A 26446-nucleotide genomic window follows, 5' to 3' on the forward strand; every position below is an offset into this window, starting at 1 on the left:
GTGGCGGAGGGGGAACGTGGCCGATGGAATGATTCGGCAGGTACCGTTCGACCACATAATTAGCAGACCGAACGCTTGGTTCCAGGAACGAGGTTGCACGGGTGTACGTAGTGATCATGGGTTGTGGGCGCGTCGGCTCGGCGCTGGCCCGTGCCCTGGTCCGGGTCGGCCATGAGGTCACGGTGATCGATCGAGACCCGGCCGCCTTCCTCCGCCTGGGCCAGGATTTCACCGGCGAGCGGGTGACCGGCGTCGGCTTCGACCGAGATGTGCTGGTGCGAGCCGGAATCGAGCGGGCCGACGCGTTCGCCGCGGTGTCCTCCGGCGATAACTCCAACATCATCTCCGCGCGGGTGGCCCGCGAGATGTTCAGCGTCGAGCGGGTGGTCGCCCGCATCTACGACGCCAAGCGCGCCGCGGTCTACGAGCGGCTCGGCATTCCGACCATCGCCACCGTGCCGTGGACCACCGACCGGTTCCTGCGCGCCCTCATCGGCGATAACACCACCACCACCTGGCGCGACCCGACCGGCACGGTAGCTGTGACGCAGCTGACGCTGCACGAGGATTGGTATGGCCGGACGGTGCGCGACCTGGAGCGCGAGGTGAGCGTGCGGGTCGCGTTCATCATCCGATTCGGTCAGGGCCTGCTGCCCGACAGCAAGACCATCGTGCAAGCCGATGACGTCGTCTATGTCGCCGCCACCTCCGGTTCCGTTGGTGAGGCCATCGCGTTGGCAGGCAAGCCCCCCGTGAGCGAGGACTGAACATGAAAGTGGCCATCGCCGGGGCAGGCGCCGTCGGCCGATCCATCGCCAGGGAATTGCTGCGCGGCGGACACAACGTCATGCTGCTCGAGCGGCAACTCGATCACATCGAGCCTGCGGCCATTCCGGACGCGGTCTGGGTGCACGCCGACGCCTGCGAACTCGCGTTGCTCGAGGACGCGGGACTGGAAACCTATGAGGTGGTCATCGCGGCCACCGGTGACGACAAAGCCAATCTGGTGCACAGCCTGCTCGCCAAGACCGAGTTCGGCGTGCGGCGGGTGGTGGCTCGGGTGAACGATCCGCGCAACGAGTGGCTGTTCGACTCGTCGTGGGGTGTCGATGTCGCGGTGTCGACGCCGCGCCTGCTCGCCTCGCTGGTCGAGGAGGCGGTCACGGTCGGCGATCTGGTGCGCCTGATGACGCTGCGACAGGGTCAGGCCAACCTGGTCGAGATCACGCTGCCCGGCGACACCGGGCTGGCCGGAAAGCCGGTGCGCACGCTCACCCTGCCGCGCGACGCCGCCCTGGTGACGATTCTGCGCGGCGGCCGGGTGATCGTGCCGCAACCGGATGATCCGTTCGAGGGCGACGACGAACTGCTGTTCGTGACCTCGGTGGAGGCCGAAGAGGACCTCAGGGTCGAACTCGCCAACCACGGCATCAAGCCTTGACTCCCCGACAGGGCTGATCCGCGGCGGTGGCGAGGTGAACTAGGCCGCCGCCTTCAGTTCCGCGCGCAGCTTGTTCAGCGCGCGATGCTGCATCACCCTGACCACGCCGGGGCTGGTGCCGATCGCCTCCGCGGTCTGCGCCGCCGACCAGCCGAGCACGATCCGCATGACCAGCACCTCGCGATGCGCCGGCGCCAGGATCTTCATGAGTTCCTTGGTGGCCGCGCGTCGTTCGGAGGCGAGCGCCCATTCCTCGGGCCCGGCCTCGGTCGAGGGCGCGTCCGGCATCTCGGCCATCGGGTAGGTGGGGTGCTGCTGGGAGCGCCGGAACGCGTCGGCGACCTTGTTCGAGGCGATGCCGTAGACGAAGGCGAGGAACGACTTGCCCTGATCGCGGTAGCGCGGGATGGCGTTGACCGTGGCGATCAGGATCTCCTGAACCACGTCGTCGGCGGTGACCTGCAGGTGCGCCGTATTGCCAAGGCGGGCACCGCAATACCGGCGGACCAGCGGATGGACGATGCGCACGATCTCGGTGATGGCGGCGCGGTCACCCGCTGCCGCGGGGCCGATCAACTTGTCCAGTTCGGCCCCGACCCGGCGGCTCTCCGACAGGGCCGGATTGTGGTTCTTCGACAATGCTGCGGTGTTGTGCTCGGTAGCCACGTCCGAGTCCTTTCCTACGATCGTGCGTTGTTTTCTGTACGCAACTGATCGTCTGATGAACTCGGGCTTCCCTCCAGGCACCCCAGGGTGGGTAACCCCCCACCTCGGCGGTGGGACTTACCCCACCCCAGAGGGTTTTCGCGGCCGAGGACCGCGGGGTTAACGCCCTATGCGGGCTCGGCCACCGCGGTCTTGGTGGGCATATGCCCCGCGCGACGCACTGCCCAGACCGTGACCGCCAGCGCGACCGCGGTGAGCGGCCAGCCCATGGCGATGCGGGTGAACGCCAGCCAGCCGGTGCGGTCGGTGTCGTAGAGCTGTGACTGCACCAGGTAGCGGGCGCCGAACACCAGCACCCAGGTGGAGGTCGCGACGTAGTACAGGCGCTGCACGCGCGGATCGCTGCGCCAGTCGGTGCCGTGCCCGTTCAGCACGCCCCAGATGACGCCGACCAGGGGCCAGCGCACCAGCATCGAGATCAGGAATACGCCCGCGTACACCAGGCTCGTGTAGATGCCGAACAGGAAGAAGCCCTTGGCCTCACCCATCCGGTAGGCGATGAACGCGCAGATGCCGACGCCGAGGAAGCCGGAGATGGCGGGCTGGATGGGGCTGCGCCGGATCAGGCGCCAGACCAGGATGAGCGCGGCGACGCCGAGGGCGGACCAGATCGCCGCGGTCAGCCCGGCCAAACTGTTCACCGGGACGAAGACGACAACGGGAACGGTGGAATAGATCAGGCCGCTGAAACCGCCGAGCTGCTCGAGCAACGTCTGCTCGGCCGCCTCCTCGTCAGGGTCGAGAGCCACGTCGGGCTCGATCTGTTCGGTCGAGGGGGTGTGTTCGCCCGAGGGGGCGTTGTCGTTGCTCGATGGCATACGTCAGCTGTTCCCGCGCAGTTCGTAGTAGGGGTTGTAGATCACCTTGCGGCCGTCTCGATCGCCGACGCGGCCGCGAACCAAGATACGCCGCCCCGGTTCGATACCGGGGATGCGCCGACGGCCGATCCACACCAGGGTGATGGCGTCGGTTCCGTCGAAGAACTCCGCTTGCACAGTAGCGCCCGCGGACTTCGGACACGCTTCGACACTGCGCAGCTTACCGAGCATCGTCGCCTCGTCGCCGCGGCGACACTCCGACGCACGGCACGCTCCCGAAGCCTCCGATTTCTCGGCAAGCTCCTCGGCGTCCAACTGGTCGAGATCCTCGGTCAGTCTGCGGCCCAGACGTCGAAAATACCCTGAGGCAGCGGATGACATTTCGCACGCTCTCCTGCATAGAGCAGACAGTGTGGATCGCACACCATCGTGGATTCTCAGCACGACCGGCGGTGGACGTACACCCGCCACTGTAGATGCACCAGCACACCCCCGCTACGCTCGGCACGGTGTTCGACTCCCCACACTCCGTGTCGCCCGCCCACGTCGTCGTCGCACTGCCCGGCACCGGATCCGACGCGGATTTCGCCAGGCGCGCCTTCGAACCCGCCTGCACCGCGCGCCGTCTCGACGTGGTCGCGGTGCAGCCCGATCCGAGCGCGGTGGTCGCGAGTTACCGGGCCGCGCTCGATGCGGCGGCCGTGGCGGGACCGATTGTTGTGGCGGGAATCTCGTTGGGCGCGGCGGTCGCGATCGAGTGGGCGGCCGAGCATCCGGACCTGACGGTCGGCGTAGTCGCGGCGTTGCCCGGGTGGACCGGGCCCGACACCACCGCCTGCCCCGCCGCGCTGAGCGCGTCGGCGACCGCGGCGCAGTTGCGGGCCGACGGGTTGGCCGCGGTGGTCGAGCGGATGCGCGCGAGCAGTCCACGCTGGCTGGCCGACGCGCTCACCCAGTCGTGGCGGTCGCAATGGCCGAATCTGCCTGCGGCACTGGAGGAAGCGGCCGATTACAAGTGGCCGGGCGCCGAGCGGCTCGGCACCATCGAGACACCCGTCGCCGTTGTGACGGCCGTCGACGATCCGGTGCATCCGTTAGCGATCGCCGAAGAATGGGCCGCGCTCATCCCGCGGTCCGCGATTCGCCGGATCACACTCGCCGAACTCGGCGCGGATCCGGCGATCCTCGGGCACACGGGATTTGCCGCGCTGACTACTGACGCACAGCTGAGTTGATCGCTGACGCACAGCCGAGCTGGTTCAGATCGAGCTGCCGGTCAGGTCAGACCCGGCTGTTGGTCAGTTCAGCCCAGTGGTTAGTTCAGCCCAGTGGTTAGTTCAGACCCAGCTGCTGCATGGCGGAACCGTCGGCACCGCGTCGCGGCCCCTCCGGCATCCGCGGCGGCACACCCTGTGGGCCCGCCTGCGCGGCCGCGGCCTGCGCCGCGACCTGCTGTTGCTGAGCGTCGGCTTGCGCCTGGTGCGCCGCGGCCAGCTGTTCGGCCAGTTCCTGCGGCAACACCACCGGTAGTGGCTCACGCACCGGCAACGGATCGTCGCCGCGGCGAATCACGGTCTCGCGCAGGATCGCTCGGGCCGCCGCGACCAGCGGACTGCCGTCGTTCGACGCGCCCGACGGACCCGCCGCGACCAGCCGGACCATCCAGCGCGGACCGTCCACACCGATGAACCGCAGATCCGCGCCCTCGGTGATGGCGAGCAGCTCGCGACCCCACGGGCCGGTCTCCACCGCGACCCGCGCGCCGTCGTTGCGCAGCGAATCGGCGAGATCGGCGGCCACCGTGCGCCATTGGCCCGCCGACTTCGGTGCCGCGTACGCCGCGACGGTGAGCCTGCCGTGCTCAGTGGCCAGGTGCACGGCCTGCGGCGTGCCGTCCGGGGTCATCTCGACCTGCAGCTGGCCGCCCTGCGGCACCGGCAGGATCACCGAGCCGAGATCGAGGCGCTGATCGGTGACGTTCTCGAGCAGGTCCGATACCTCGGTGAAGTCGTACGGACCCGAGTTCGCCGCACCGGCGTCGCGGTAGTTCCCCGCGACCACCGGGTGCTGGTCGGTGTCGTACTCGTCTTCGTTGTCGTCGAATTCGTCGACCTCGTCGTAGTCATCGACGTCGTCGTACTCGTCGTCGGATCTCTTCTTCTTGCCGAATATGCCCATCACGCCTCCTTGCCGACGGCCTGGCCCGCACCGCTCAGACTCGCGTGACCGCCGCTGGAGCCGTAACCGCCCGCACCGCGCGCGGTCTCGTCCAGCGTGTCGACCTCCAGGAAGTCGACGAGTTCGACCCGCTGCACCAGCAGCTGCGCGATCCGGTCACCCCGGCGCAGCTCGATGGGCGTGCGCGGGTCGTGATTGATCAGGCACACCTTGATCTCGCCCCGGTATCCGGCATCGACCGTGCCGGGGGTGTTCACTACTGAAAGTCCGGTCTTGGCCGCCAGTCCCGATCGGGGATGGATCAGGCCGACCGTGCCGACCGGTAGCGCGACCGCGACGCCGGTGCCGACCAGCACCCGCTCCCCCGGTTCGAGGATGACGTCTTCCGTGGTGCACAGGTCCACGCCGGCGTCGCCATGATGGGCGCGCGCGGGCATGGGGATGCCGGGATCCAGCCGCAGCAATGGTATGGGTGAAAGTGCGCTCATGACTCCGCCTCGCTGGCGCTCGGCTCCGTCATGAGCGTGGCTGCTGTGTCCATGGTTCGCTCGCTTCGCTCCCTCACGTTGGTCGAGCCTACGCGTTGACCAGTCACCATCGTGAATTAGTGTTGAGTCGTGTCGGACCAGCCCAACCCCGTGAAGATGGACGAGAACCAGCAGAGCCAGCAGCCGTACCGCGAGCGCCTGTGGGTGCCGCTGTGGTGGTGGCCGGTAGCCTTCGCCATCACCGGGTTGCTCGCCGCCGAAATCCACATGGGCGCACCGGGATTGCGTGCCTGGCTGCCCTATGTGCTGCTGTTTCCGCTACCGGTGTGGGTGCTGGTGTGGCTGAGCCGTCACCGCATCGAGGTCACGGCGGACGCGTCGGGCACGCTGGAACTCCGTGCCGACCGCGCCCACCTGCCGGTGAATTTCGTCGCCCGTGCGGCCGTCGTCGCCCGCACGGCGAAGAGTGCGGCGCTGGGTCGCCAGCTCGACCCCGCCGCCTATGTGCAACATCGGCCGTGGATCGGACCGATGGTGTTGCTCGTACTCGACGACCCGGACGATCCGACGCCGTACTGGCTGGTCAGTACGCGCCGACCCGAACGGGTCCTTGCCGCGCTGGGCCTGCCCAGCGCGGGCTGATCACCGTGGAACTAGCTCACGCCGCGCAGTCCATGCAGATCAGCTGACCGCCCTTCTCGCTGGCCAGCCTGCTCCGGTGGTGCACGAGGAAGCAGCTGGAACAGGTGAACTCGTCGGCCTGCTTCGGGATCACCCGAACGCTCAGCACTTCTTCGGACAGGTCCGCGCCGGGAAGCTCGAACGACTCCGCGGTATCGGATTCGTCGATATCCACGACGGCGGACTGTGCCTCGTTACGACGAGCCTTCAGCTCCTCCAGCGAATCTTCCGACACGTCGTCGGTTTCGGTGCGCCTCGGTGCGTCATAGTCGGTTGCCATGTCGTCTTCCCCTCGTCCTTACTTCATATATCCCGGACCGGCTCGCTCACACCGATTCCTGCTGGAACCGCCGTGACTCGCGCCGTCCCGCCGGTGGTGCACGTCACACGTACACCGGTCACCCATCAGGTCGGATCGGGCTGATCCACTCCGGATAGCGCTCGGTAAACGCAGGACATGCCCTACTTGTTCCCGCGACCGACCACCAATTTCAGCACCGGCGATTCGATCTGGGCCGCCAGACAATAGCGGACCCCGGCACAAAAGTCGCAATCAAAACACAGACGATTCGAAACTGACGGGTAATCGACACCGTCCGTCGAACTCAGGACACCTTGTGCAACGTTTTGACCCACCGCGACCGGCTCCGTCCGGCCTGCCGTCCGCTGTGTTCGCCAACCCCGACCGACTCCGTCGGCCTGCCGTCCGCGGTATTCACCCACTCCGGCGGACTTCGTCGGCCTGCCGTCCCCGTTTGCCACCACCTTTTCGTAGAGTGTGCTGGTGGTTTCACTGATCACCGAAGGCCGCCCCGTGGATTCCCAGGGCAGGCCCTTCCTCCGACGGCGCCCGCAGCCATGGCTCATCATGCTCGGCATTGTCACGCTGATCTGCACGATTGTGTGGGTCAAGGCGTTGACGACGACCGAGCACGACACGAGCGCGATGGCCTGCAACTCGCCGAGCCCGGCCACCGATCCTGGCGCACAACCAGCGGCGACGCTTGGTCAGCGGGTCGGCGCGAGCCGCCTGCAGGACGTGGAACCCGCGCCGCTGGCGGCGAGCAAAGTGCGCGTGCTCAACGCGAACAACCAGCGTGGCCAGGCCGCGCACGTCGCGGCGCAGTTCGGCGACCTCGGGTTCGCGAGTGCGCCGGGGACGCAATACGGCAACGATTCGGTATACGTCAACGGTGATCTCGAATGCACCGGCCAAATCCGGTTCGGTGTGAACGGCCGACCGGCCGCCGCATCGGTCCAGCTGGTCGTCCCGTGCGCCGAGCTGATCGAGGATCAGCGCTCCGACGACACCGTCGACATGGTGCTCGGCTCGCTGTTCCGCGACATCCGCCCCAGCAACGACGCCGAGGAGGTGTTGCGGTCGCTGAAGAACCCGGCGCCCGGCGGCAGCACCTCGATCGACATCAAGCTCCTAGAGGCCGCACGGCAAGCCCACTGCTGATCCGCCTCTCCGCGTATTCAGGCCAGACCTAGGTGCCACACCTGTGACGTTGGCGGCCGACGGTTAAGTCGTCGGCAGCGTCAGCCCGTACCCGGCGAGTTACCCATGTGCCTACGAAATCAGTGATTTCGTAGGCACATGGGTTGCAGCCTGTGTAGGTCAGCGGTCCGGGATCGGCTCTGTGGCACCGACTCGGTCCAGCAGGGCGAACAACTCGTCGGCGATGCCGGGTGCCGCGGCGATCACCAGGTCGCCTGCCTCGCCCGGTGCGGTGGCTGGCGGCAGCGTGAGCCTGGCACCGGCCTCGGCCGCGATCAGCGCGCCAGCGCCCCAGTCCCAGGCGTTGAGGCCGTGCTCGAAGTAGGCGTCCACCCGGCCGGCCGCGACGTGGCACAGGTCGAGTGCGCCCGCGCCGAAGCGACGAATGTCACGCACCTGCGGCAGCACCTCGGCGATCAACTGAGCTTGCCTCGTCCGCCGATGCTTGCCATAGGCAAAACCGGTGGCCACCAACGACATCGAGAGCGTCTCGACCGGCGTGCAGCTCAGGTGCTCCACCGCGCCCTCGGCGTCGACCCGGATCGCGCCGAGCCCGAGCCCGGCGCTGTAGGTGGCGCGCCTGGCGACATCGACCACCGCGCCGGCGACCGGTCGGCCGCCGCGCATCGCCGCCACCGAGACCGCGTAGCCGGGGATGCCATACAGGAAGTTGACCGTGCCGTCGATTGGGTCTACTACCCAGTGCACGATGTCGGCGGCGGAGTCGGCGAGGCTGCCGCCGCCCTCCTCGCCGAGGATGGGGTCGCCGGGGCGCTGCTCGGCGAGCAGGCCGCGGATGAGTTCCTCGGTTTCGGTGTCAACGATGGTCACCGGGTCGGTCGGATGGCTCTTGGATTGCACCGCGTCTTCGGCGGGTCCACCGGCCTGACCGAAGACCTCGGGGCGGCGGGCACGAACGTGCGCCGCGGCGGTTTCGGCGAGGTCGACGGCGACTCTGCGCAGTTCAGCCTCGTCGCCGCGGGCGACGATGATCTCGGAGGTGTAGTCGGACACGGGCGATGAGGTTTCCGGCACGCTCCCCATCGCATCACAGATCCTCCGGAACGCGCAGCATCGATCGCGCATTACTCTTGTCGTGCACGACACAACGCCGTCGTCGGGCACACCACCGCATCGCCGCTCGCGGCCGGGGTGAAGCCTTGTGCATCGGTGTTGTGCTCCACACCGGCCAGCACAGGAACGAGGGCTAAGTCATGTCCGCTCGGGGGCACGCATTCGGCATCGATATCGGCGGCAGCGGCGTCAAGGGTGGCGCGGTGGATCTGGCGACCGGTGAGCTGGTCCACGAACGGATCAAGATCGCGACACCGCATCCGTCGACACCGCAGGCCGTCGCCGACGCGGTGGCAAAGCTGGTCGCACAAGCCGATTGGGACGGACCGGTCGGCATCACCCTGCCGTCGGTGGTACTCGACGGCGTCGCACGCACCGCCGCCAACATCGACAAGGCCTGGGTCGGCACCGACGCACGCGCGCTGTTCGCCAACACCCTGGACGGCCGCGAGGTGACCGTGCTCAACGACGCGGACGCGGCGGGCCTGGCCGAGGATCGCTACGGCGCGGCAAAGGATTTCGACGGGCTCGTGCTGCTGCTGACCTTCGGCACCGGCATCGGCTCGGCCCTGCTGTACCAGGGCACCCTGGTGGCCAACAGCGAACTCGGTCATCTCGAGGTCGGCGGCATGGAGACCGAACATCGCGCCGCCGCCTCGATCAAGGACCGCGACGGGCTCAGCTTCGAGCAGTGGGCCGCCGAGGTGAGCACCGTGCTGATCGGTCTCGAGAACCTTTTCTGGCCGAAGGTGTTCGTCGCGGGCGGCGGTATCAGCCGCGACTCCGATCAGTGGATTCCGTTGCTCACCAACCGAACTCAGGTGATTCCCGCGCATCTGAAGAACACCGCGGGCATCGTCGGCGCTGCGATGGCGATCGACGCAGGCATCGCGCCGTGAATCGGGTGCGGCAACCATCCGACGCCGTACCATCGCGCGGTATACCGTGGGTGTAGCGCAGCGAACGAAGGCCTTTACCGTTGCTGACAAATGGCGAAGCCGAGCTTGCGAAGCGCCGCCTCATGCATGGTGGCCATAGGTACCCTGGTTAGATCGTTACAATGGAACGTGCCCGGTGCTGAGCCGGCGAAACCCGACCGGCTTTCACCGGTGAAACCCGACAGACCGCTCCGCCGGAAGACCCACTCTGGCGTGACGCCGCACGAGACCGTCACGAAAGGGCGTACGTGGTAGCCACGAATACCCGTCAGACCGCCGATTCGGCCGAGGCCGATTCCGCAGATGTAACCGAAGCCCGGCCGGTTCGTAAGGCGGCTGCCGCGAAGAAGGCCCCGGCCAAGAAGGCCGCCGCCAAGAAGGCGCCTGCGAAGAAGGCCGGTGCCAAGGCACCCGCCAAGAAGGCTGCCACCAAGAAGGTGGGACCAGACGGCGAGCCAGGCCCCGATGACGCAGGCGACGAGGATTCGCTCGACGTCGCCGATCTCGGCGATCTCGAGGTCTCCGAGGACGACCTGACCGAAGAGGCCGAGGACCTGGTCGTCGAGGAGGTCGCCGAGGCCGCCGAGGAGGAGGTCGAGCCGACCGCCGCCGACAAGGCATCGGGCGACTTCGTCTGGGACGAAGAGGAATCCGAGGCGCTACGGCAGGCCCGCAAGGACGCGGAGCTCACCGCGTCGGCCGACTCGGTGCGTGCCTACCTCAAGCAGATCGGCAAGGTCGCGCTCCTCAACGCCGAAGAGGAGGTCGAACTCGCCAAGCGGATCGAGGCCGGTCTCTACGCGGCGGAGAAGGTGCGCGAGTTCACCGAGCAGGGCGAGAAGCTGCCGGTCGCGATGCGTCGCGACTACACCTGGATCGTCCGCGACGGCAACCGCGCCAAGAACCACCTGCTGGAAGCCAACCTGCGACTGGTCGTCTCGCTGGCCAAGCGCTACACCGGCCGTGGCATGGCGTTCCTCGATCTGATCCAGGAGGGCAACCTGGGTCTGATCCGCGCCGTCGAGAAGTTCGACTACACCAAGGGCTACAAGTTCTCCACCTACGCCACCTGGTGGATCCGGCAGGCCATCACCCGCGCCATGGCCGACCAGGCCCGCACCATCCGTATCCCGGTGCACATGGTCGAGGTCATCAACAAGCTCGGCCGCATCCAGCGCGAACTGCTCCAGGATCTGGGCCGCGAGCCCACCCCGGAGGAGCTCGCCAAGGAAATGGACATCACGCCGGAGAAGGTGCTGGAAATCCAGCAGTACGCGCGTGAGCCCATCTCGCTGGACCAGACCATCGGCGACGAGGGCGACAGCCAGCTCGGTGACTTCATCGAGGACTCCGAAGCCGTTGTCGCCGTGGACGCGGTGAGCTTCACGCTGCTGCAGGATCAGCTGCAGTCGGTGCTGGAGACGCTGTCCGAGCGCGAGGCGGGCGTGGTCCGGCTGCGCTTCGGCCTCACCGACGGCCAGCCGCGCACCCTCGACGAGATCGGCCAGGTGTACGGGGTCACCCGTGAGCGCATCCGGCAGATCGAGTCCAAGACCATGAGCAAGCTGCGCCACCCGAGCCGCTCGCAGGTTCTACGCGACTACCTGGATTAGGTCGCTTCGTTTCGACGCCCGCATTCGTTGCGCCGCTGCCCTTTTCAGCGGTTCGGCGGATGCGGGCTTTGTCGTTCCAGGACACTTGCCCAGGTCGATCTCCGGCGGGGCCGGGCAACTGGCCTGCGCGCATACCGCTATTGTGGCTGTCACATCGTCTCGTGTCTCTCGCTTGGTCCGGCTCCACCCCTGATCATTCTTGGAGGGCAAATGCGTGTTTTGCGTTCCCTGTTCGTCGCCGTCGCAGTCACCGCCGTGCTGGCGGTGGTCGGCTTTGTCGTCCGCGCCCAGGCCGCGCCGGCCCCGACCCCTGGCGTCACCGAGGTCGCGGTCACCGATTCGGAACAGAAACTGGTCAAACAGGCGGCCGCCCGCGCGAAGGACGCCGCCGCCCGCGCCGACGCCGCCATGAAGGCCTCACGCAGCCACGGGCTGTGACGATGCGGGCGTAGGCCCGCATCCGCGTTGTGCCGCTTGTCATTCGGCGTTCAACGGATGCGGGCGTCGTACTACACGCTGCCCCGATCGAGGGTGAACAGCACTTCGTACAGGCCGGGGTCAGCCTGCCCGAACGCCTTGTTGCCCTCGATGAGCCCGGCCGCGGCGAGATGCTCGAACACTCGCTGTGCGGCGCCGAGATCGGCGCTCTGGGCGTAATTGACCACCCTGGTGCCATCCAGACTGCGATGCAGGCTGGCCGACAACCAACCGGGCACCTCGCTGGCCACCCTGGCGGCCTCGGCCAGGTAATCGATCAACGGCTGCTGGTTTTCCGGCGGCACGGTGAACACGTTGATCTGCGTCACGACCGACGCGTCGACACGGATGATAGGCATTGTCTCTCCTCTACTGTGACGAGGCGAAGACAGCCGAAGACCTGACCGGGCAGGGCAGTTCGAACCACAGGCGCGCGTCAAGCCCTCGGCGGTCTCGCCGATTGCTTGTCGCGGGTTCGCCACCGGGGTGGCGACACGGAGCCTCGTCAGAGGAGGCCGGGCTTACCATTGCCGACCCAGGTCCTTTTCGACCGCCGCAGCATACCGCGCCGCCGACTCAGTTCTCTATCGCGACGACCGGACCGGAGGCGATGGCGTCGGCGCGTGAGGTGTCCTTGAGGTCGACACCGGAACGGCCGAGGATGCGCGCGCCGGCCACCAAGCCGGCCACCACCTTTGCCGCCTGCGCATAGCCGAGGCCTTCCGGTGGATGGATATTGGATATGCAGTTGCGGTCGGCGTCGGTGCGACCGGGGTGGGGCAGGTGAGTGAGGTAGATGCCGAGACTGTCGGCCACCGACAGGCCGGGGCGCTCGCCGATCAACACCACGACGGTCGCCACGCCCAGCGCCGCGGCGATGTGATCGCCGAGCGCGACTCTGGCCTGCGTGGCGATCACCGGGGCGGCGATCGAGTAGCGCGGTGCGAGTTCGGCGATCAACGCGGCCAGGGTCGCGGGGCCGTGGTCGGTGAGTGCGCGCGGTGACAGTCCGTCCGCCAGCACGAAGCCGATCTCGGCGCCGCTGTGCGGTACCACGGACAGCGCGGATCCGGCTGCGCGATCCGAAGATTCGGCGGGCAACCGGCCGAGATCGGGTCGGCGCAGATATTCCGCGCGGTCGCTCGCCCGGCTCGGCACGTGCACGGGGTCGCCGACACCGAGCACGGCGAGCCGCTCCCGCAGCGCGGGTACGTCCAACGGCATGTGCACCGCGTCGCGCGCCGCCGAGTGTGCCGCACGGAATTCCAGCACCCGCGCGGTGGGCAGCGCGTCGCCGGTCCGGCCCAAGCCGATCCTGGACTGGGTGCTGCGCCGGAGTTCCTGCCAGAACTGGTGTGCCGCAGCACTTTCCGATCGAGACGCGTCGGGTCCCGGCTCGGTGCCTCGTTCGTCCTGCGACGCAACAACTTCCAGCCTCGTTGTCGAGTTCCGCCGCTTCATCAGGCACCCGCCAATGTGCGTAGCGGCGATGCGAGGGGTTCCACCGGAAGCACCCGGCCCGCCGCATCGATCATGCCGAGCCCGGACAGCCACGACTCGAATTCCGGTGTGGGACGCAGGTTCAGCACGCGCCGGGCGTAGAGGGCGTCATGGAAACTGAGGCTCTGGTAGCCGAGCATGACGTCGTCGGCACCGGGGACCGCGATGACGAAGGCACAGCTCGCCGCGCCCAACAGGGTCAGCAGCGTGTCCATGTCGTCCTGGTCGGCCTCGGCGTGGTTGGTGTAGCAGACGTCGACGCCCATCGGGAGGCCGAGCAGCTTGCCGCAGAAATGGTCTTCCAGTCCGGCGCGGATGATCTGTTTGCCGTCGTAGAGATACTCCGGGCCGATGAAGCCGACGACGGTGTTGACCAGCAACGGGTCCAGATCGCGTGCCACCGCGTAGGCGCGCGCCTCCAGGGTCTGCTGGTCGACCGGCTTGCCGCCGGTACCGACGTGCGCCCCCGCCGACAGCGCCGAGCCCTGACCGGTCTCCAGGTACATGACGTTGTCGCCGACGGTGCCGCGACGCAGCGACCGGCCCGCCTCGTTGCCCTCGCGCAGCAGCGAGATGTTCACGCCGAACCCGGTATTGGCGCCCTCGGTGCCCGCGATCGACTGGAACACCAGATCGACCGGGGCACCCGCCTCGATCAAGCCGATGGTCGTTGTCACGTGCGAGAGGACACACGATTGGGTGGGGATGTCGAAGCGCACCCGCACCTCGTCGAGCAGGCTCAGCAGGTCGGCGGTCGCCTGCGGCGAGTCGGTGGCCGGATTGATCCCGATCACCGCGTCACCACAGCCGAGCAGCAGCCCGTCGAGCGTCGCGGCGGCGATACCGCGCGGGTCGTCGGTGGGATGGTTGGGCTGCAACCGGGTGGCCAGCGTGCCTGGCAGGCCGATGGTGGTGCGGAAACCGGCGGTGACCACGGCGGCGCGGGCGACCGCGATCAGATCCTGATTGCGCATGATCTTGCTGACCGCGGCCACCATCTCCGGGGTGAGGCCCGGCGACACCGCGCGCAGGATCGCCGCGGCACCGGCACCCGCCGCGACGGCGAGCAGCCAGTCTCGCAACCCGCCGACGGTGAGCTGCGAAATCGGTTGGAACGCAGCACGATCGTGCGTGTCGATGATCAGCCGGGTGACCTCGTCGGTCTCGTACGGCACCACCGGCTCGTCGAGGAACCGGGTCAGCGGCACCTCCGCCAGGGCCCACTGGGCGGCGGCCCGCTCGGCGTCCGAATCCGCCGCGCAGCCTGCCAGTTCGTCGCCGCTGCGCAGCGGGGTCGCCTTGGCGAGCAGCTCGACCAGGCCGTCGAACTGATAGGTGGTTCCGCCGAGTCGCTGTGTGTAGCAGGTCATTCCAGCTCCTCCTCGGCCTCGGCGAGCATCGCGAATTCCTCGTCCGGCGAGTTGGCCACCAGTCGCTGCCTGCTGTACAGGCCGAAGTAGGCCATGAAGGCGCAGAACGCGACCAGCGTCCAGGTCGCCGCCGCCGGGTCGACCAGGAACGTGGCAATCACCGCGGCACAGGCGATCACGAGCGCGAACGCGGTGGTGGCGATGCCGCCGGGCGTGCGGTATGGGCGCGGCATGTTCGGTTCGCGGACGCGGAGCACGATGTGGCTGACCATCATCAGCACGTAGCTGAGCGCCGCGCCGAATACGGCCATGTTCAGCAGCATCGCGCCCTTGCCGGTCAGCGACAGCGCGAAACCGACGACGCCGGGCACGATCAGCGCGAGCACCGGCGCCTTGCGCGCGTTGGTCACCGACAGGCTCGTCGGCAGATAACCCGCCCGCGACAGCGCGAAAGTCTGCCGGGAGTAGGCGTAAACGATGGAGAAGAAGCTGGCGACCAGTCCGGCAAGGCCGATGTAGTTCACCAGTTTCGCGGCGCCGCCGGCACCGAGCGCCTCGACCAGCGGATTGCCCGAGATCGAAATGGCGTGCGCGCCAAGCGCTCCGGTGGCGAGGAACAGTACGGCCGCGCCGGTGACGATCAGCACGAGCATCGCGCTGATGATTCCCTTCGGCACGTTCTTCTCCGGTTCCCGCGCCTCCTCCGCGGCAAGCGGCACACCCTCCACGGCGAGGAAGAACCAGATCGCGAACGGCACCGCGGCCCAGATCCCGAACACGCCGAACGGCAGGAACGACGAGCTACCAACGGCATTCGGGTCCGCGGGGATATCGGTCAGGTTGCCCGCGTCGAACAGGCCCCATGCCGACACCGCGAAGACCGCCAGGCCGACCAGCGCGATCGCGGTGATCACGAACATCGCCTTGAGCGCCTCCCCCGCCCCGGTCAGATGCACCCCGATGAACAGCGCGTACACCGCCAGGTACACCCACCAGCCGTCGGTGATGCCGAACAGGTTCAGCGATTCGACATAGCCGCCGATGAAGGTGGCGATGGCTGCGGGCGCGATCGCGTACTCGAGCAATACCGCTGTGCCCGTGGCGAATCCGCCCCACGGACCGAGCGCGCGCCTGGCGAAGGTGTAGCCGCCGCCCGCCGCGGGCAGCGCCGCTGACAACTCGGCCATGCCGAGGACCATCGCCAGGTACATGCTCGCGATCAGCACGGTCGCGATGAGCAGGCCGCCGAAGCCGCCGTGGGCGATGCCGCTGTTCCAGCCCGCGTAGTCGCCGGAGATCACGTAGCTGACGCCGAGACCGGCCAGCAGCACCCAGCCCGCCGAGCCCGAGCGCAATGTCCGCTTGGCCAGATAATCCGCCCCGGCGGCGTTGCCGACATTCCCGGCGGAGCCGGTCACCTGCACGTCCTCGATCGTCATAGGCGCTACGCACTCCTCGTCCACATACCGTTTGGTCGGTGGCCCAATTCTTGGGAGCGTTTGTTGCCCGGGTGTGACCCGACGTTACGGACGCGGTGTCGCCGTCGGTGACACCGCGCACACCCCGGGCGGGTCGTGCTGGCGCTCTCAGCAAGACACGGCACACTTGGCGGGTGGTTGCCTCCGCCCCGGTCCGGTTTCGGTCACCCTGGACTCAGACGATCGATCTCCGAACCGAAGCACGCATCGTGTGGGACTGGCTGCGCCGTCCCGGGCTGCCGCATCGCGTGCTACCGGCGATCCGCGAGCATCTCGGCGCGGCCCCGGCCAGCACCGCCTACGCGTTCACCCTGTTCGTCACCTGGTGGACGTTGCGCGGCGTCGGCGACTCGGTGGAGCGCAGGCTGATCTTCTCCGCGTCGACCAACCTCTACAACATGCGGCACAACCCGGTGCAGGTGCTCGTCGCGTCCGCGTTCTGGACCGACGGCGGGTTCCCGTGGTCGACCATCGCGGGGTTCCTGATCGTGATGGCCTACGCGGAACGCTGGCTCGGCACCACCCGCTGGATCATCCTGTTCGCCACCGGGCACATCGGGGCGACGCTGCTCACCGTCACCGGCATCTCGCACGCCATCGATCATCACGTCATCCCGCGGGTGGTGGCCGTCGCCGCGGATGTCGGCACCAGCTATGGCTTTTCGGCGGTGCTTGCCGCGATGGCGTTCCGGTTCCGTGGGCTCGTCCGGTTGCTGTGGGCGGGCACGTTGATCGTGACGCTGGTCGCGGCGCTGTGGATCGGCCCGACGTTCACCGACTACGGCCACCTGTGCGCGTGCGCGATCGGCCTGTCGGTCGGCGCGATCGCGACCGCCATCGGACGCTGGCTCGAGAAGCGGACCGCCGCGAAACAGGAACCCGCGGTACTGGTCACGGAGTGACGGCGGCGGGCTTCACTCGGCGCTGCACCAACCCGACCACCGGCTCGACGACGCGCGCCGCGATCGGACCGAGGACCGCCATCAGCAGCACGTAGGCCGAGGCGAGCGCGGCCAGCTGACCGTCGACACCGCCCATGGTGACCGCCAATCCCGCGATGACGATGGAGAATTCGCCGCGCGCGACCAGTGCCGCGCCCGCCCGCGCCCGCCCCATCGGCCGGATGCCCTGCCTGCTCGCCGCCCACCAACCGGTGCCCATCTTGGTCAGCATGGTGACCACCGCCAGCGCCACCGCCCAGCCGAGCACCGGCGGAATCGCCCTCGGGTCGGTGGTGAGTCCGAAGGCGACGAAGAAGATCGCCGCGAACAGATCCCGCAGTGGTTCCAGGAGTTTCGCGGCCTCGTGCGCGGTGGAGCCGGAGATGGCGATGCCGAGCAGGAACGCCCCGACCGCCGCGGACACGTTCAGCGCGGAGGCGACACCGGCCACCAGCAGCGCAGCGCCGAGCAGCTTCAGCAGGAACACCTCGTTGTCCGAGCTGTCCACGATCGCCGAGACGTATCGGCCGTAGCGCAGCGCGACCACGAGCACGACGGTGATCGCGGTGAGCGCGATGGCAAGGGATTTCGCGCCGCTGGCGAAGCTGAGCCCGGCCAGGATGGTGGTCAGGATCGGCAGGTACACCGCCATCGCCAGATCCTCGAACACCAGGATCGACAGGATCACCGGTGTCTCGCGGTTACCGAGTCGCCCGAGGTCGTTGAGCACCTTCGCGACGATGCCCGAGGACGAGATGTAGGTGACCCCGCCCATGGTGACCGCGCCGACCGCGCCCCAGCCGAGGATCAGCGCGACGATCACACCGGGTGTCGCGTTCGCCACGATGTCGAGCAGACCGGCGGGCCAGGATCGGCGCAGGCCGGTCATCAGTTCCGGCGCGGTGTACTCCAGGCCGAGCAGCAGCAACAGCAGCACCACACCGATTTCGCCTGCTATGTGGCCGAATTCGTTGGCGGCGCTGAGTTGGATGAAGCCGCCCTGGCCGAAGGCGAGACCGCCGATCAGGTAGAGCGGAATGGGAGACATCCCGAAGCGACCAGCCAAGCGCCCGAACGAGCCGAGGACAAACAGAATCGCTCCGAGCTCGACCAGGGCGAGCGCGGTTCCAGTCACTGGTCTCAGCCGTGCGTGAGGATCTTCGCGGCGGCGTCCAAGCCGTCCGGGGTACCGACGACGACGAGCATATCGCCTGAGGTGAAGGTGAAATCCGGTCCCGGTGAGGGATGCAACTGCCCGGCGCGCATGACCGCGACGATAGACACCTTGGTGCGGGTGCGCATCGCGGTCTCGCCGAGAGTGCGTCCCTCGTACGGGGATTCGTCGGCGATCGGCAGCTGCCTGGTGGTGATGCCGGGCAGGTCGCTGTGTTCGTCGTTCAGCTTCGCGACCAGCTGCGGCGCGCCGAGCAGGTTGGCGAGCACGGCCGCCTCGTCGGTGCTCAGCGGGATCTGCGCGGCGCAGGCGTCGGGGTCGTCGGTCTTGGAAACGATGAGGTCGATGTCACCGTCGCGGTGCGAGACCACGCCGATCCGGCGGCCGGAGCGCACCTCGAAGTCTTTCCGGACTCCAATTCCGGGTAGCGCAGTCACGTCGACATTCACGGGCTCCAGGTTAGACCGATGTCCGATTCACTCGGCGGTGCGGTCATCACTTCGGCCGATGGCGCCTGGTCAGGGCTGTGCTGAGATGGAGATGTGAGGCAGTGGTCGCAGATTCCCGAGACGGCGCGTGACGCGCTGGGCGCGTTGCTCGCGTTCGCCGCGGGCGCGGGACTCTACGTCTCGAATCTGTACGCCCTGATCGGCAGCGGGACGGACGTGTCGCTGCCGACGCGGCTCGCGGTGTACGCCCCGCTGTGTCTGTTGACGATGTGCCGCCGACGTATGCCGCTGCTGGCCATGCTCGCCGGACTGGTGCCGCTGGCGATCGACATGTACTTCGGCCCGACCGTGCCGGTGTGGATCCTGTACGGCGACCTGGTCTACGCGGCCGTGCTGTATTCGGCGCAGCGGGCGTCGCGGATCACAATGGCGGTCTGGTCGGTGTTCTCGGGGTTGATCGTGATCGTGACGCTGGTCCGCACCGGCGATCTGCGCGCGGTCTCGATCGCCCTGGTCGTCGTGGTCGCCTTCATCGCCACACCGCTGTGGTGGGCCAATTCGGTCCGCACGCACAAGGAGATCGCGGGCACCGAACGTGCCCGCGCGCAGGCGCTGACCCTGGTCGCCGAGCTCGACCGGCGCGCCGCCATCGCCGACGAACGCACCACCATGGCGCGTGACCTGCACGACGTGATCGCCGGGCACCTCTCGGCCATCGCGATCCAGTCCGAGGCCGCGCTCGGCGTGCTGGCCCGCAAGGACGCCGACCCGGCGGTCACCGGGATCATGCGCTCGATCCGGACCAACAGTGTCAGCGCGTTGCAGGAGATGCGCACCATGATCGGACTGCTGCGCAGCGACGGCGACACCATGGACGAGGTGGCCGCGCCGCGCAGGCTCGCGCAGCTGCCCAGCCTCGTCGATGCCGCCCGCGCGGCCGGGATCACCGTGCGGGTGCGGGCAACCCTCGACGGCACCGAACTGCCGAGCGCGGTCGATCAGGCCGCGTACCGCATCGTTCAGGAGGCATTGACCAACGCCATGAAACACGCACCGGGACAAGAGGTCGACATCGAGGTCGGCGCGCGGGACGGGGAGTTACGGCTGGTGGTGCGCAACCCGCTGGCGGCGATCGCCGCGCGGCGCACCGAGAACGGCGATCCGCACCGCGGTCTGATCAACATGCGCGAGCGCACCGCCGCCCTCGGCGGAAACTTCACCGCTGGACCGGATTCCGGTCGGTGGGAAGTGCTCGCGCACCTGCCGCTGGCCGCCGCGAGCCCGGCATGATCCGGGTGCTGATCGCCGACGACCACGCCGCGATTCGCGCCGGCCTGCGGATGATCCTCGACGCCGAGGACGATATCGAGGTGATCGGCGAGGCGGCCGACGGCGATGTCGCGGTCGCGCAGGCCAAGGCGCTGCGGCCACACGTGGTGCTGATGGATGTGCGGATGCCCGGCGTCGACGGGATCACCGCGACCGAGCGGGTCACCGCCGACGGGCTGGCCAAGGTGCTGATCCTGACGACGTTCGATCTGGACGAGTACGTCTTCCGGACATTGCGGGCTGGCGCGTCGGGTTTCGTGCTGAAGTCCGCGTCGGGACAGTCGCTCATCGACGCCGTCCGCACGGTGGCGGCGGGCGACGGCGTGCTCGCCCCCGAGGTGACGCGGGCCGTGATCACCGCGTTCGCCTCGACCAATACCGATGCGGCGGAACCGGAACCGAGCGGGTTCGGCGATCTCACCGAGCGCGAACGCGAGGTGCTCGACTGCCTCGGTGACGGGTTGTCCAACGCGCAGATCGCCGGTCGCCTGTTCATCGGCGAGACGACGGTGAAGACCCATGTGTCCCGGGTGCTGACGAAACTCGGTGTGCGGTCGCGGGTTCAGGCGGCCATCGTGGCGCGCGAGGTCCGCGACCGCTAGCTCAGTCCGCGACCGCTAGCCTCACTTGGCCAGTGGCGCGAACACGCCGTCCGGACCGGGCTGGAACTCCTCCACGGCGATCACCGCTCCGGTCGGCAGCGGCCCGTACAGGTGCGGGAACAGCATCGACGCCGGATCGGTCGGCACGCCGGGCTCCCACTTCACCGGCGCGCCCAAACGGGCCGGATCGAGCCGGAGCAGCACCAGGTCGCGGCGCCCGGCGAAGAGCCGGTTGGCGGGCAGATGCGCCTGCTGCGGGGCGGACAGATGGATGAACCCCACCTCGTCCAGCGACGGCGCGCGATACTCGCCCGTTTGCCGAGCGGAAAGCCACTCACCCAAAGTGCATAGGTGAACAAGCGTGTGAGTGTCATGGGTCACGGGTAATCTCCCGGTAGACAACTGGATCGGCCTGTTCGAGGTGGTGACCAAACGTAGTTCGTAGCGTGACCTGGAATGTTCGCCAGTAGCGAAATCCCTGGTCGTGTTATCGAAAACACACAGAATCACTCACGGGAACAAAGCCCCCGTCCCGAACGTCTGACAGAGTAGTCATACCACTGCTGGGAAGTAGCGGTTGCGAGCCCGCGGAGTGACCACGGGCCCCACACCAGGCGAACGGTCTGTGAAACCGGGAGCCAGGACGGAGGAGTCATGCCAGGAACCCTGACTAGCACCCCACTGACCGCGGTCGATCGTTGCGACCGCTGCGGGGCGGCAGCACGAGTGCGCGCCGTTCTGCCCGCAGGTGGCGAGTTGCTCTTCTGCCAGCACCACGCGAACGAACACATGGATCGACTGCGTGAGCTGGAAGCCGTGATCGACACGGAATCCGCTCCCGTGATCTGACCAACTCCTCGCGTCCTGAGATAACAACATCCGACAACAGAAAACCGTTTACCGCAGCGGGCGATCCTCGGATCGCCCGCTGTTGGTGTGTTCGGGGGCTTTCCGGTCGCCGAGAATCCCGTCGAGCAGGCGTTCCAGGCCGTAGTCGAAGGCGCCATCCGGGTCAGCGGGGGCCTGATACAGCTCGCCGACCGCCGTACCGACCCGAGCGGACAGCGGAAACAGACTGGACGGCATGGCCTGAGCGAGCAAGGGGCCGTGCACCTCCCACCAGTGCGCATCGGTCATCACCTGCGCGTCGCGCCGCGCGCCCACCGCGACACGCGCGTTGCCGGTGGCGAATTCGGACAAAACGGCGATCACCCGATCCATCTCGAGATCCGAGAGGCCGATGCCGTCGATGGCCGCGAGCTGCCGTTCGTAGCGGCGCGTTCGGCCGGGGCCGATCTCCAGCCGCCACGGCGACACTTCCAGCAGCCACGGATGGGCGATCAGCTCAGCGCGCGTCTGGCGGGCAATGGCGGCCATCCGTGCGCGGACCGGCAGCCGCGGCGGGATCGGCGTGTCCTCGTCGGCGACGGCATCGACCATCAGCACGGTCAGCGCGTCCTTGCTCGGGACGTAGGTGTACAGGCCCATCGGGCGCAAGCCAAGCTCGGCCGCCACCGCGCGAATGGACACCTTCGCGTAGCCGTCCCGATCCGCGAGCGCCACCGCGGCATCGACCACCGCGTCCACGCTGACCGTCGGCTTCGGTCCTCGGCCGCCCTGCCGCGGCGGGAGTTCGTGCCGCCACAGCAGGCTCACCAGTTGTTTCGCCTGTTCAGCGGCGGATTCGTCGGGCACGGGACTCCTGGAACAAACTCGGTACTCTGTACGTTATTCAGATACTTCGTACACCATACGCCGATGGAGGGGTTCGCTCTGCCCAGCACACAGGCCACTTATCTGCCCGACCGGCACGTGTTCGCGTTATGGACGTGGACTGGAGAGGCCACCGGGCCCGCACCCGCCGAGCTCGGCGATCGGGAGACCCTGTCCCTTGCCGTGCCGACCGGGTTCGACGGGGCGATCGAGGTCGCCCAGATCGACTGCGCGTTGATCGATCCCACCGCTTTCGCCGCGCTAGTTCTCGCCGACGCCGGGGCATCGGTGCACAGCTGGCAGACAACGCTGCGCGCGGACTCGGCTGCCCCGCAAGCGGATCCGCTCGACCAGCTGCCGATCGCGGCGCACGCGGTCCCCAACGCGGCGGGCACCTCGATCGTGTCCGCCGAACGCGCGGTCCGGGTGCTGCGCGAGACCCAGTCGGTGGCAACGGAATTGAGTTCGGCGCTGAAGGCCGATCTGCGGCCGTACCAGGTGCGCGGGGTCAGCTGGCTGCGGGAAACCATCGCGGCACACGGCGGGGCCGTGCTCGCCGACGAGATGGGGCTCGGAAAGACGGTGCAGACCATCGGCTTTCTGCTCGGGCGCGCACCCGACGGGCCGCAGCTCGTGGTCTGTCCGACCTCGCTGGTCGGCAACTGGGCGCACGAGATCGATCGGTTCGCGCCAGGACTGCGCGTGGTGGTGTGGCGCGGCGGTGAAATCAACGCCGGGGCAGGGACTGTCGTCGTCGCCGGGTATCCCACGGTGCGATTACACGGGCAGTCGTTGAGCGAGCAGCGGTGGGCGACGGCGGTTTTCGACGAGGCGCAGGCGTTGAAGAATCCGAGCACCCAGCTCGCCAAGGCCGCGCGGGCGCTCGACGCCGAGGTGCGCGTCGCGTTGACCGGCACGCCGGTGGAGAACCATCTCGAGGAGTTGTGGGCGCTGCTGAACTTGGTGACGCCCAAGCTGTTCGGGCACAAGACGCAGTTCCGGCGGCGGTTCGTCCGGCCGATCCAGGAGGGCTCCGCGGCCGCGGCGGCGCGGTTGCAGGACGCCATCGAACCCGTCGTGCTCGCCCGCAAGAAGGCGCAGGTCGCCGCGTCGCTGCCCGCGAAAATCCACACCGACCTGCTGTGCGACCTCACCGGCGAACAGGAAGACCTCTACGACAAGCTGCTCATTCAGGCCATCGACGGTGGATTCGGTGCCGGTATCGAACGCCAGAGCCGGGTGCTCGCGGCACTGACCGCGCTCAAACAGGTCTGCAACCATCCCGGCCTGGTCACCGGCGAGCTCACCGAGCTGGCCGGACGCTCCGGCAAGCTGGACCTGTGCACCGACATCCTGGCCAATAACCTCGAAATGAACGCCCCGACACTGATTTTCACCCAGTATCGGCAGACCGGTGAACTGCTGGTCCGGCATCTCGCCGAGCAGTTCGGGGTTGCCGCGCCGTTCTTCCACGGCGGGCTGAACCAGGCCGAACGCGCCGCCATCGTGTCCGGATTCCAGGCCGAGGACGGACCGCCCGTGCTCGTGCTCAGCCTGCGCGCCGCAGGCACCGGCCTCACGCTGACCCGCGCTGCCGACGTCATCCACTTCGACCGCTGGTGGAACCCCGCGGTCGAGGCGCAGGCCTCGGACCGGGTGCACCGGATCGGCCAAACCCGCACGGTCACCGTCACCACGCTCACCTCGACCACCTCCGTCGAAGAGCACATCGCGCGCATGCACGACCGCAAATCCGCGCTCTCCGACCTCGGCGACTCGGCGGGCATCGCCGCACTGGCCCGCCTCGACGACGACCAACTCGTCGAAATCCTGCGTCGCAAGAGGGAGAACTGATGGCGGACAACGAATTCGGCTACACCAAATGGGGCATGGACTGGGTTCGGCTCGCCGAACCGATCCGCCAGACCCGCCCCGAGCCCCTACTCCCCCGGGCCCGCAGCATCGCCCGCAACGACGGCGTGCAGGCTACCGTCGACGGTCGCATCGTGCGCGCCACCATCCACCGCGGCAGTGAGGCGTCGGTGATCCACCTGGAGGTGGCGCCGCTGCCCCGCGCCGCGATCACCGCGATCGGCGAGGTCATTCCGGATACGACCGTCCTCACCGATGAGATGCACCGAGCGGTGCTCGCGGCCGACCTCACCCTCGCGCCGGTGCTCGCCGGTACCGACTGCTCGTGCAAGGCGCGCGTGGCGCGCTGTCTGCACGTGCTGGCCGCGTTCTACGACATGGCCCGACGGGTGGACGAGAATCCTCGCCTCGCCCTGGAGGTGCAGGGCTATTTCCAAGCCGCGCAGGATGATTCGCCCACCCCCGTGGAAGTGCCGCGTTGGGTGCCGATCAACAGATTCGATCCAGCGAACTACTTCGAAGCCCCAGCACCGGTCTGATTCGGCACCACCAACCCCGCACACCCGGTTGGGCTTCGCACAGCAGTCCGCTCCTTCCCACACCCGCCAGCACTCCGAGGGGTGTGCGAGCAAACAAGCACCTGTGCGAAGTCCAACCGCGACTCAGTCCGGCCGGCGCGCGCGGAAGCGGAAACTGCTTGCGCCGGTTTCTATTTCGACGTCGGTAAAGCCGACGCGAGTGAGGCGATCGACCGCATGCTCGGGCGGCACGGGGACGCAGGTGTCGCCGATGTGCATCAGGCGGAACATGCGGCTGTCGAGGCCGTCGCTGCCCGCGAAGACGCCGCCGGGGCGCAGCACGCGCAGCGCCTCGGCGAACAGCGCGTCCTGCTGACCGGGCGTCGGCACGTGGTGCAGCATCGTGAAACACACCACCGAGTCGAATTCGCCTAGTGAGAAAGGCATGTCGGTGCCGTCGCCCTGCACCACCGTCATGATCGAGCCGTGCCGGGTGCGCAGTCGGGCGGCCAGGTCGGGGTCGATCTCGACGCCGGTGAGTGTGGTCGTTCGGTCGAGCAGCGCGCGCACGTTCGCGCCGTAGCCGGGGCCGATCTCGAGGGCGGAGCCGCCGAGGTCGAGATCGGACAGCGCCCACGGCACGATCTGTGTCGCACTGGTCCGTTCCCACATCGATGAGCGGCAGCAGAGTCGGTGGAAGATGTTCATCGCCATGCCCATGACGCTAGGAGCAGGCGGCCGTGACCGCGACGAGCTACGGTGACACATTGTGTCGCGAAACGGTCATCACTCGGTACACCCCGCCCCGCCCGGTGCGACCGCGATGGTGCTCGGCGCCGGGGTGCTGCCCGCCGGGTACTGGTTCGATACCCATGAGCATCCGCAGCACCAGATCGCTTGGGCCGCACGGGGAGTCATCGCCGTCGAGGTCGGTGAGAACCGCTGGGTGCTGCCGCCGACGCGGGCGCTGTGGATCCCCGGCGGCACCCGGCACCGGACCGGTTCGGCCGACGGTGCCGAAATGCGCGGCATCTACGTCGAACCCGAGCGCTGCCCCGTCGCCTTCACCGCGCCGACGATGATGCGCGTCACCCGGCTGCTGCACGAACTGTTCGACCATCTCGGCGCCCCCGGCACCGACGCCGCCAGCCGCGAACGCGCGGAAGCCGTCGTCTTCGACCTCATCGAACCGGTCCACGTCATCCCCATCGGCGCCCACCCGCCCACCGACCCCCGCGCCGAACAGGTAGCCGACATCCTGACCGCCGACCCCGCCGACAACCGCACCCTCGCCGAATTCGCGACCGCCGTCGCCACCAGCCCACGCACCCTGGCCCGCCTGTTCCTCGCCGAAACGGGAATCACCTTCGGCCAGTGGCGAACCCAAATCCGCCTCACCGCCTCCCTACCGCCGCTCGCAGCAGGCCTCCCGATAGCCCGCATCGCAGGCCGAGTCGGCTACGCCACCCCCAGCGCCTACGTCGCCGCCTTACCACGGTGCTGTACGGCCTGTCGATCCAAGCCCGAGACGGGGCGTCGCTGGCGGACTTGACGCAGTCGATCGA

Annotated in this window: 31 protein-coding genes; 15 read left to right on the top strand and 16 right to left on the bottom strand. The window is 68.1% G+C overall.

Annotation, left to right across the window (positions count from 1 at the left end):
- The first annotated feature begins 101 nt into the window (after window positions 1–101).
- Together OG203_RS11490 and OG203_RS11495 are read left to right on the top strand one after the other, a co-directional pair.
- The gene (locus OG203_RS11490; protein WP_364721367.1) at window positions 102–767 is read left to right on the top strand and encodes a TrkA family potassium uptake protein; all 666 of its coding nucleotides are present in this window, start codon (window positions 102–104) and stop codon (window positions 765–767) included.
- Between the two features lie 2 nt (window positions 768–769).
- Complete coding sequence (locus OG203_RS11495) at window positions 770–1441, top strand: potassium channel family protein (protein WP_405165649.1); 672 nt, start codon at window positions 770–772, stop codon at window positions 1439–1441.
- A 39-nt stretch (window positions 1442–1480) separates the two neighbouring features.
- Here the strand turns inward: OG203_RS11495 and OG203_RS11500 are convergent, their stop codons facing one another.
- From OG203_RS11500 to OG203_RS11510, 3 genes are all read right to left on the bottom strand, one after another.
- Window positions 1481–2107, bottom strand: coding sequence for a sigma-70 family RNA polymerase sigma factor (locus tag OG203_RS11500; protein WP_405165650.1), 627 nt, complete (start codon window positions 2105–2107; stop codon window positions 1481–1483).
- 167 nt (window positions 2108–2274) lie between these two features.
- A complete protein-coding gene (locus OG203_RS11505; protein WP_405165651.1) occupies window positions 2275–2985 on the bottom strand; it encodes a DUF3159 domain-containing protein in 711 nt (236 codons plus the stop codon).
- A 3-nt stretch (window positions 2986–2988) separates the two neighbouring features.
- Entirely contained in the window at window positions 2989–3366 is a 378-nt protein-coding gene (locus tag OG203_RS11510; RefSeq protein WP_405165652.1) for an OB-fold nucleic acid binding domain-containing protein, read from the bottom strand.
- 128 nt (window positions 3367–3494) lie between these two features.
- On the opposite strand from OG203_RS11510, the gene OG203_RS11515 reads away from it, so the two are divergent.
- Window positions 3495–4220, top strand: coding sequence for an alpha/beta fold hydrolase (locus OG203_RS11515; RefSeq protein ID WP_405165653.1), 726 nt, complete (start codon window positions 3495–3497; stop codon window positions 4218–4220).
- 97 nt (window positions 4221–4317) lie between these two features.
- On the opposite strand, the gene OG203_RS11520 is transcribed toward OG203_RS11515, so the two are convergent.
- On the bottom strand, window positions 4318–5157 hold the full coding sequence (locus tag OG203_RS11520) for a DUF3710 domain-containing protein (protein WP_405167834.1): 840 nt from the start codon (window positions 5155–5157) through the stop codon (window positions 4318–4320).
- A 5-nt stretch (window positions 5158–5162) separates the two neighbouring features.
- Window positions 5163–5651: a dUTP diphosphatase gene (gene dut / locus OG203_RS11525; protein WP_405165654.1), complete on the bottom strand. Its 489-nt coding sequence runs from the start codon at window positions 5649–5651 to the stop codon at window positions 5163–5165.
- A 156-nt stretch (window positions 5652–5807) separates the two neighbouring features.
- Here dut and OG203_RS11530 point away from each other — a divergent pair, with 156 nt between their 5' ends.
- Window positions 5808–6293: a DUF3093 domain-containing protein gene (locus tag OG203_RS11530; RefSeq protein ID WP_405167835.1), complete on the top strand. Its 486-nt coding sequence runs from the start codon at window positions 5808–5810 to the stop codon at window positions 6291–6293.
- 16 nt (window positions 6294–6309) lie between these two features.
- Here the strand turns inward: OG203_RS11530 and OG203_RS11535 are convergent, their stop codons facing one another.
- Complete coding sequence (locus OG203_RS11535; protein WP_107658115.1) at window positions 6310–6612, bottom strand: DUF4193 domain-containing protein; 303 nt, start codon at window positions 6610–6612, stop codon at window positions 6310–6312.
- A gap of 504 nt (window positions 6613–7116) precedes the next feature.
- Here OG203_RS11535 and cei point away from each other — a divergent pair.
- A complete protein-coding gene (gene cei / locus OG203_RS11540) occupies window positions 7117–7794 on the top strand; it encodes an envelope integrity protein Cei (RefSeq protein WP_405165655.1) in 678 nt (225 codons plus the stop codon).
- A gap of 159 nt (window positions 7795–7953) precedes the next feature.
- Here the strand turns inward: cei and OG203_RS11545 are convergent, their stop codons facing one another.
- Window positions 7954–8877: an inositol monophosphatase family protein gene (locus tag OG203_RS11545; protein WP_405165656.1), complete on the bottom strand. Its 924-nt coding sequence runs from the start codon at window positions 8875–8877 to the stop codon at window positions 7954–7956.
- Window positions 8878–9047: 170 nt separating this feature from the next.
- Between OG203_RS11545 and ppgK the strand changes: the two genes are divergently transcribed.
- The 3 genes from ppgK (at window position 9048) to OG203_RS11560 (ending at window position 11896) form a co-directional block, all read left to right on the top strand.
- Entirely contained in the window at window positions 9048–9806 is a 759-nt protein-coding gene (gene ppgK / locus OG203_RS11550) for a polyphosphate--glucose phosphotransferase (protein WP_405165657.1), read from the top strand.
- A gap of 287 nt (window positions 9807–10093) precedes the next feature.
- A complete protein-coding gene (locus OG203_RS11555) occupies window positions 10094–11458 on the top strand; it encodes an RNA polymerase sigma factor (RefSeq protein WP_405165658.1) in 1365 nt (454 codons plus the stop codon).
- A gap of 210 nt (window positions 11459–11668) precedes the next feature.
- Entirely contained in the window at window positions 11669–11896 is a 228-nt protein-coding gene (locus OG203_RS11560; protein ID WP_405165659.1) for a hypothetical protein, read from the top strand.
- Window positions 11897–11967: 71 nt separating this feature from the next.
- Here the strand turns inward: OG203_RS11560 and OG203_RS11565 are convergent, their stop codons facing one another.
- The 4 genes from OG203_RS11565 to eat form a co-directional block, all read right to left on the bottom strand.
- Window positions 11968–12294, bottom strand: coding sequence for an antibiotic biosynthesis monooxygenase family protein (locus tag OG203_RS11565; RefSeq protein ID WP_405165660.1), 327 nt, complete (start codon window positions 12292–12294; stop codon window positions 11968–11970).
- 217 nt (window positions 12295–12511) lie between these two features.
- Window positions 12512–13396 (bottom strand): ethanolamine ammonia-lyase subunit EutC, encoded by an 885-nt coding sequence (eutC, locus tag OG203_RS11570; RefSeq protein ID WP_405165661.1) that lies wholly within the window; start codon window positions 13394–13396, stop codon window positions 12512–12514.
- Window positions 13396–14805, bottom strand: a complete 1410-nt coding sequence (locus tag OG203_RS11575) for an ethanolamine ammonia-lyase subunit EutB (RefSeq protein ID WP_405165662.1) — start codon at window positions 14803–14805, stop codon at window positions 13396–13398. The genes eutC and OG203_RS11575 overlap by 1 nt, the downstream gene beginning before the upstream one ends.
- Window positions 14802–16244: an ethanolamine permease gene (gene eat, locus OG203_RS11580; protein WP_405165663.1), complete on the bottom strand. Its 1443-nt coding sequence runs from the start codon at window positions 16242–16244 to the stop codon at window positions 14802–14804. Before eat ends, OG203_RS11575 begins: the two co-directional genes overlap by 4 nt.
- A gap of 173 nt (window positions 16245–16417) precedes the next feature.
- On the opposite strand from eat, the gene OG203_RS11585 reads away from it, so the two are divergent.
- A complete protein-coding gene (locus OG203_RS11585; protein WP_405165664.1) occupies window positions 16418–17185 on the top strand; it encodes a rhomboid-like protein in 768 nt (255 codons plus the stop codon).
- Here the strand turns inward: OG203_RS11585 and OG203_RS11590 are convergent.
- Together OG203_RS11590 and OG203_RS11595 are read right to left on the bottom strand one after the other, a co-directional pair.
- Entirely contained in the window at window positions 17175–18359 is a 1185-nt protein-coding gene (locus OG203_RS11590; protein ID WP_405165665.1) for a cation:proton antiporter, read from the bottom strand. The genes OG203_RS11585 and OG203_RS11590 overlap by 11 nt on opposite strands.
- Before the next feature lie 5 nt (window positions 18360–18364).
- Entirely contained in the window at window positions 18365–18847 is a 483-nt protein-coding gene (locus tag OG203_RS11595) for a cation:proton antiporter regulatory subunit (protein ID WP_405165666.1), read from the bottom strand.
- Window positions 18848–18940: 93 nt separating this feature from the next.
- Between OG203_RS11595 and OG203_RS11600 the strand changes: the two genes are divergently transcribed.
- Both OG203_RS11600 and OG203_RS11605 read left to right on the top strand, forming a co-directional pair.
- Window positions 18941–20137 carry a sensor histidine kinase gene (locus OG203_RS11600; protein ID WP_405165667.1) on the top strand — a complete coding sequence of 399 codons (1197 nt, stop codon included), beginning with the start codon at window positions 18941–18943 and terminating at the stop codon, window positions 20135–20137.
- The gene (locus OG203_RS11605) at window positions 20134–20778 is read left to right on the top strand and encodes a response regulator (protein ID WP_405167836.1); all 645 of its coding nucleotides are present in this window, start codon (window positions 20134–20136) and stop codon (window positions 20776–20778) included. The genes OG203_RS11600 and OG203_RS11605 overlap by 4 nt, the downstream gene beginning before the upstream one ends.
- A 21-nt stretch (window positions 20779–20799) precedes the next feature.
- Here the strand turns inward: OG203_RS11605 and OG203_RS11610 are convergent, their stop codons facing one another.
- The gene (locus OG203_RS11610) at window positions 20800–21159 is read right to left on the bottom strand and encodes a DUF952 domain-containing protein (RefSeq protein ID WP_405165668.1); all 360 of its coding nucleotides are present in this window, start codon (window positions 21157–21159) and stop codon (window positions 20800–20802) included.
- Window positions 21160–21432: 273 nt separating this feature from the next.
- Between OG203_RS11610 and OG203_RS11615 the strand changes: the two genes are divergently transcribed.
- The gene (locus OG203_RS11615; RefSeq protein WP_405165669.1) at window positions 21433–21627 is read left to right on the top strand and encodes a hypothetical protein; all 195 of its coding nucleotides are present in this window, start codon (window positions 21433–21435) and stop codon (window positions 21625–21627) included.
- A gap of 48 nt (window positions 21628–21675) precedes the next feature.
- On the opposite strand, the gene OG203_RS11620 is transcribed toward OG203_RS11615, so the two are convergent.
- A complete protein-coding gene (locus OG203_RS11620; RefSeq protein WP_405165670.1) occupies window positions 21676–22473 on the bottom strand; it encodes a TetR/AcrR family transcriptional regulator in 798 nt (265 codons plus the stop codon).
- A gap of 63 nt (window positions 22474–22536) precedes the next feature.
- Here OG203_RS11620 and OG203_RS11625 point away from each other — a divergent pair, with 63 nt between their 5' ends.
- Both OG203_RS11625 and OG203_RS11630 read left to right on the top strand, forming a co-directional pair.
- Window positions 22537–24345 (top strand): DEAD/DEAH box helicase, encoded by a 1809-nt coding sequence (locus OG203_RS11625; RefSeq protein WP_405165671.1) that lies wholly within the window; start codon window positions 22537–22539, stop codon window positions 24343–24345.
- The gene (locus OG203_RS11630; protein WP_405165672.1) at window positions 24345–24902 is read left to right on the top strand and encodes a hypothetical protein; all 558 of its coding nucleotides are present in this window, start codon (window positions 24345–24347) and stop codon (window positions 24900–24902) included. The genes OG203_RS11625 and OG203_RS11630 overlap by 1 nt, the downstream gene beginning before the upstream one ends.
- 123 nt (window positions 24903–25025) lie before the next feature.
- Here OG203_RS11630 and OG203_RS11635 read toward each other — a convergent pair whose 3' ends face one another.
- A complete protein-coding gene (locus OG203_RS11635; protein ID WP_405165673.1) occupies window positions 25026–25595 on the bottom strand; it encodes a class I SAM-dependent methyltransferase in 570 nt (189 codons plus the stop codon).
- A 55-nt stretch (window positions 25596–25650) separates the two neighbouring features.
- Between OG203_RS11635 and OG203_RS11640 the strand changes: the two genes are divergently transcribed.
- Entirely contained in the window at window positions 25651–26433 is a 783-nt protein-coding gene (locus OG203_RS11640) for a helix-turn-helix domain-containing protein (RefSeq protein WP_405165674.1), read from the top strand.
- Window positions 26434–26446 lie beyond the last annotated feature (13 nt).

Origin of the sequence: Nocardia sp. NBC_01499 (assembly GCF_045040275.1) — a bacterium.
Taxonomy (GTDB): domain Bacteria; phylum Actinomycetota; class Actinomycetes; order Mycobacteriales; family Mycobacteriaceae; genus Nocardia.

Excerpts from the sequence above, each read along its gene's own strand:
- dut (WP_405165654.1), bottom strand. The coding sequence starts at position 5,651 with ATGAGCGCACTTTCACCCATACCATTGCTGCGGCTGGATCCCGGCATC.
- OG203_RS11615 (WP_405165669.1), top strand. The coding sequence starts at position 21,433 with ATGCCAGGAACCCTGACTAGCACCCCACTGACCGCGGTCGATCGTTGC.
- OG203_RS11575 (WP_405165662.1), bottom strand. The coding sequence starts at position 14,805 with ATGACCTGCTACACACAGCGACTCGGCGGAACCACCTATCAGTTCGAC.
- OG203_RS11510 (WP_405165652.1), bottom strand. The coding sequence starts at position 3,366 with ATGTCATCCGCTGCCTCAGGGTATTTTCGACGTCTGGGCCGCAGACTG.
- OG203_RS11625 (WP_405165671.1), top strand. The coding sequence starts at position 22,537 with ATGGAGGGGTTCGCTCTGCCCAGCACACAGGCCACTTATCTGCCCGAC.
- ppgK (WP_405165657.1), top strand. The coding sequence starts at position 9,048 with ATGTCCGCTCGGGGGCACGCATTCGGCATCGATATCGGCGGCAGCGGC.
- OG203_RS11545 (WP_405165656.1), bottom strand. The coding sequence starts at position 8,877 with ATGGGGAGCGTGCCGGAAACCTCATCGCCCGTGTCCGACTACACCTCC.
- OG203_RS11530 (WP_405167835.1), top strand. The coding sequence starts at position 5,808 with ATGGACGAGAACCAGCAGAGCCAGCAGCCGTACCGCGAGCGCCTGTGG.
- OG203_RS11505 (WP_405165651.1), bottom strand. The coding sequence starts at position 2,985 with ATGCCATCGAGCAACGACAACGCCCCCTCGGGCGAACACACCCCCTCG.
- eat (WP_405165663.1), bottom strand. The coding sequence starts at position 16,244 with ATGACGATCGAGGACGTGCAGGTGACCGGCTCCGCCGGGAATGTCGGC.
- OG203_RS11560 (WP_405165659.1), top strand. The coding sequence starts at position 11,669 with ATGCGTGTTTTGCGTTCCCTGTTCGTCGCCGTCGCAGTCACCGCCGTG.
- OG203_RS11605 (WP_405167836.1), top strand. The coding sequence starts at position 20,134 with ATGATCCGGGTGCTGATCGCCGACGACCACGCCGCGATTCGCGCCGGC.
- OG203_RS11565 (WP_405165660.1), bottom strand. The coding sequence starts at position 12,294 with ATGCCTATCATCCGTGTCGACGCGTCGGTCGTGACGCAGATCAACGTG.
- OG203_RS11495 (WP_405165649.1), top strand. The coding sequence starts at position 770 with ATGAAAGTGGCCATCGCCGGGGCAGGCGCCGTCGGCCGATCCATCGCC.
- OG203_RS11635 (WP_405165673.1), bottom strand. The coding sequence starts at position 25,595 with ATGGCGATGAACATCTTCCACCGACTCTGCTGCCGCTCATCGATGTGG.
- OG203_RS11535 (WP_107658115.1), bottom strand. The coding sequence starts at position 6,612 with ATGGCAACCGACTATGACGCACCGAGGCGCACCGAAACCGACGACGTG.
- OG203_RS11630 (WP_405165672.1), top strand. The coding sequence starts at position 24,345 with ATGGCGGACAACGAATTCGGCTACACCAAATGGGGCATGGACTGGGTT.
- eutC (WP_405165661.1), bottom strand. The coding sequence starts at position 13,396 with ATGAAGCGGCGGAACTCGACAACGAGGCTGGAAGTTGTTGCGTCGCAG.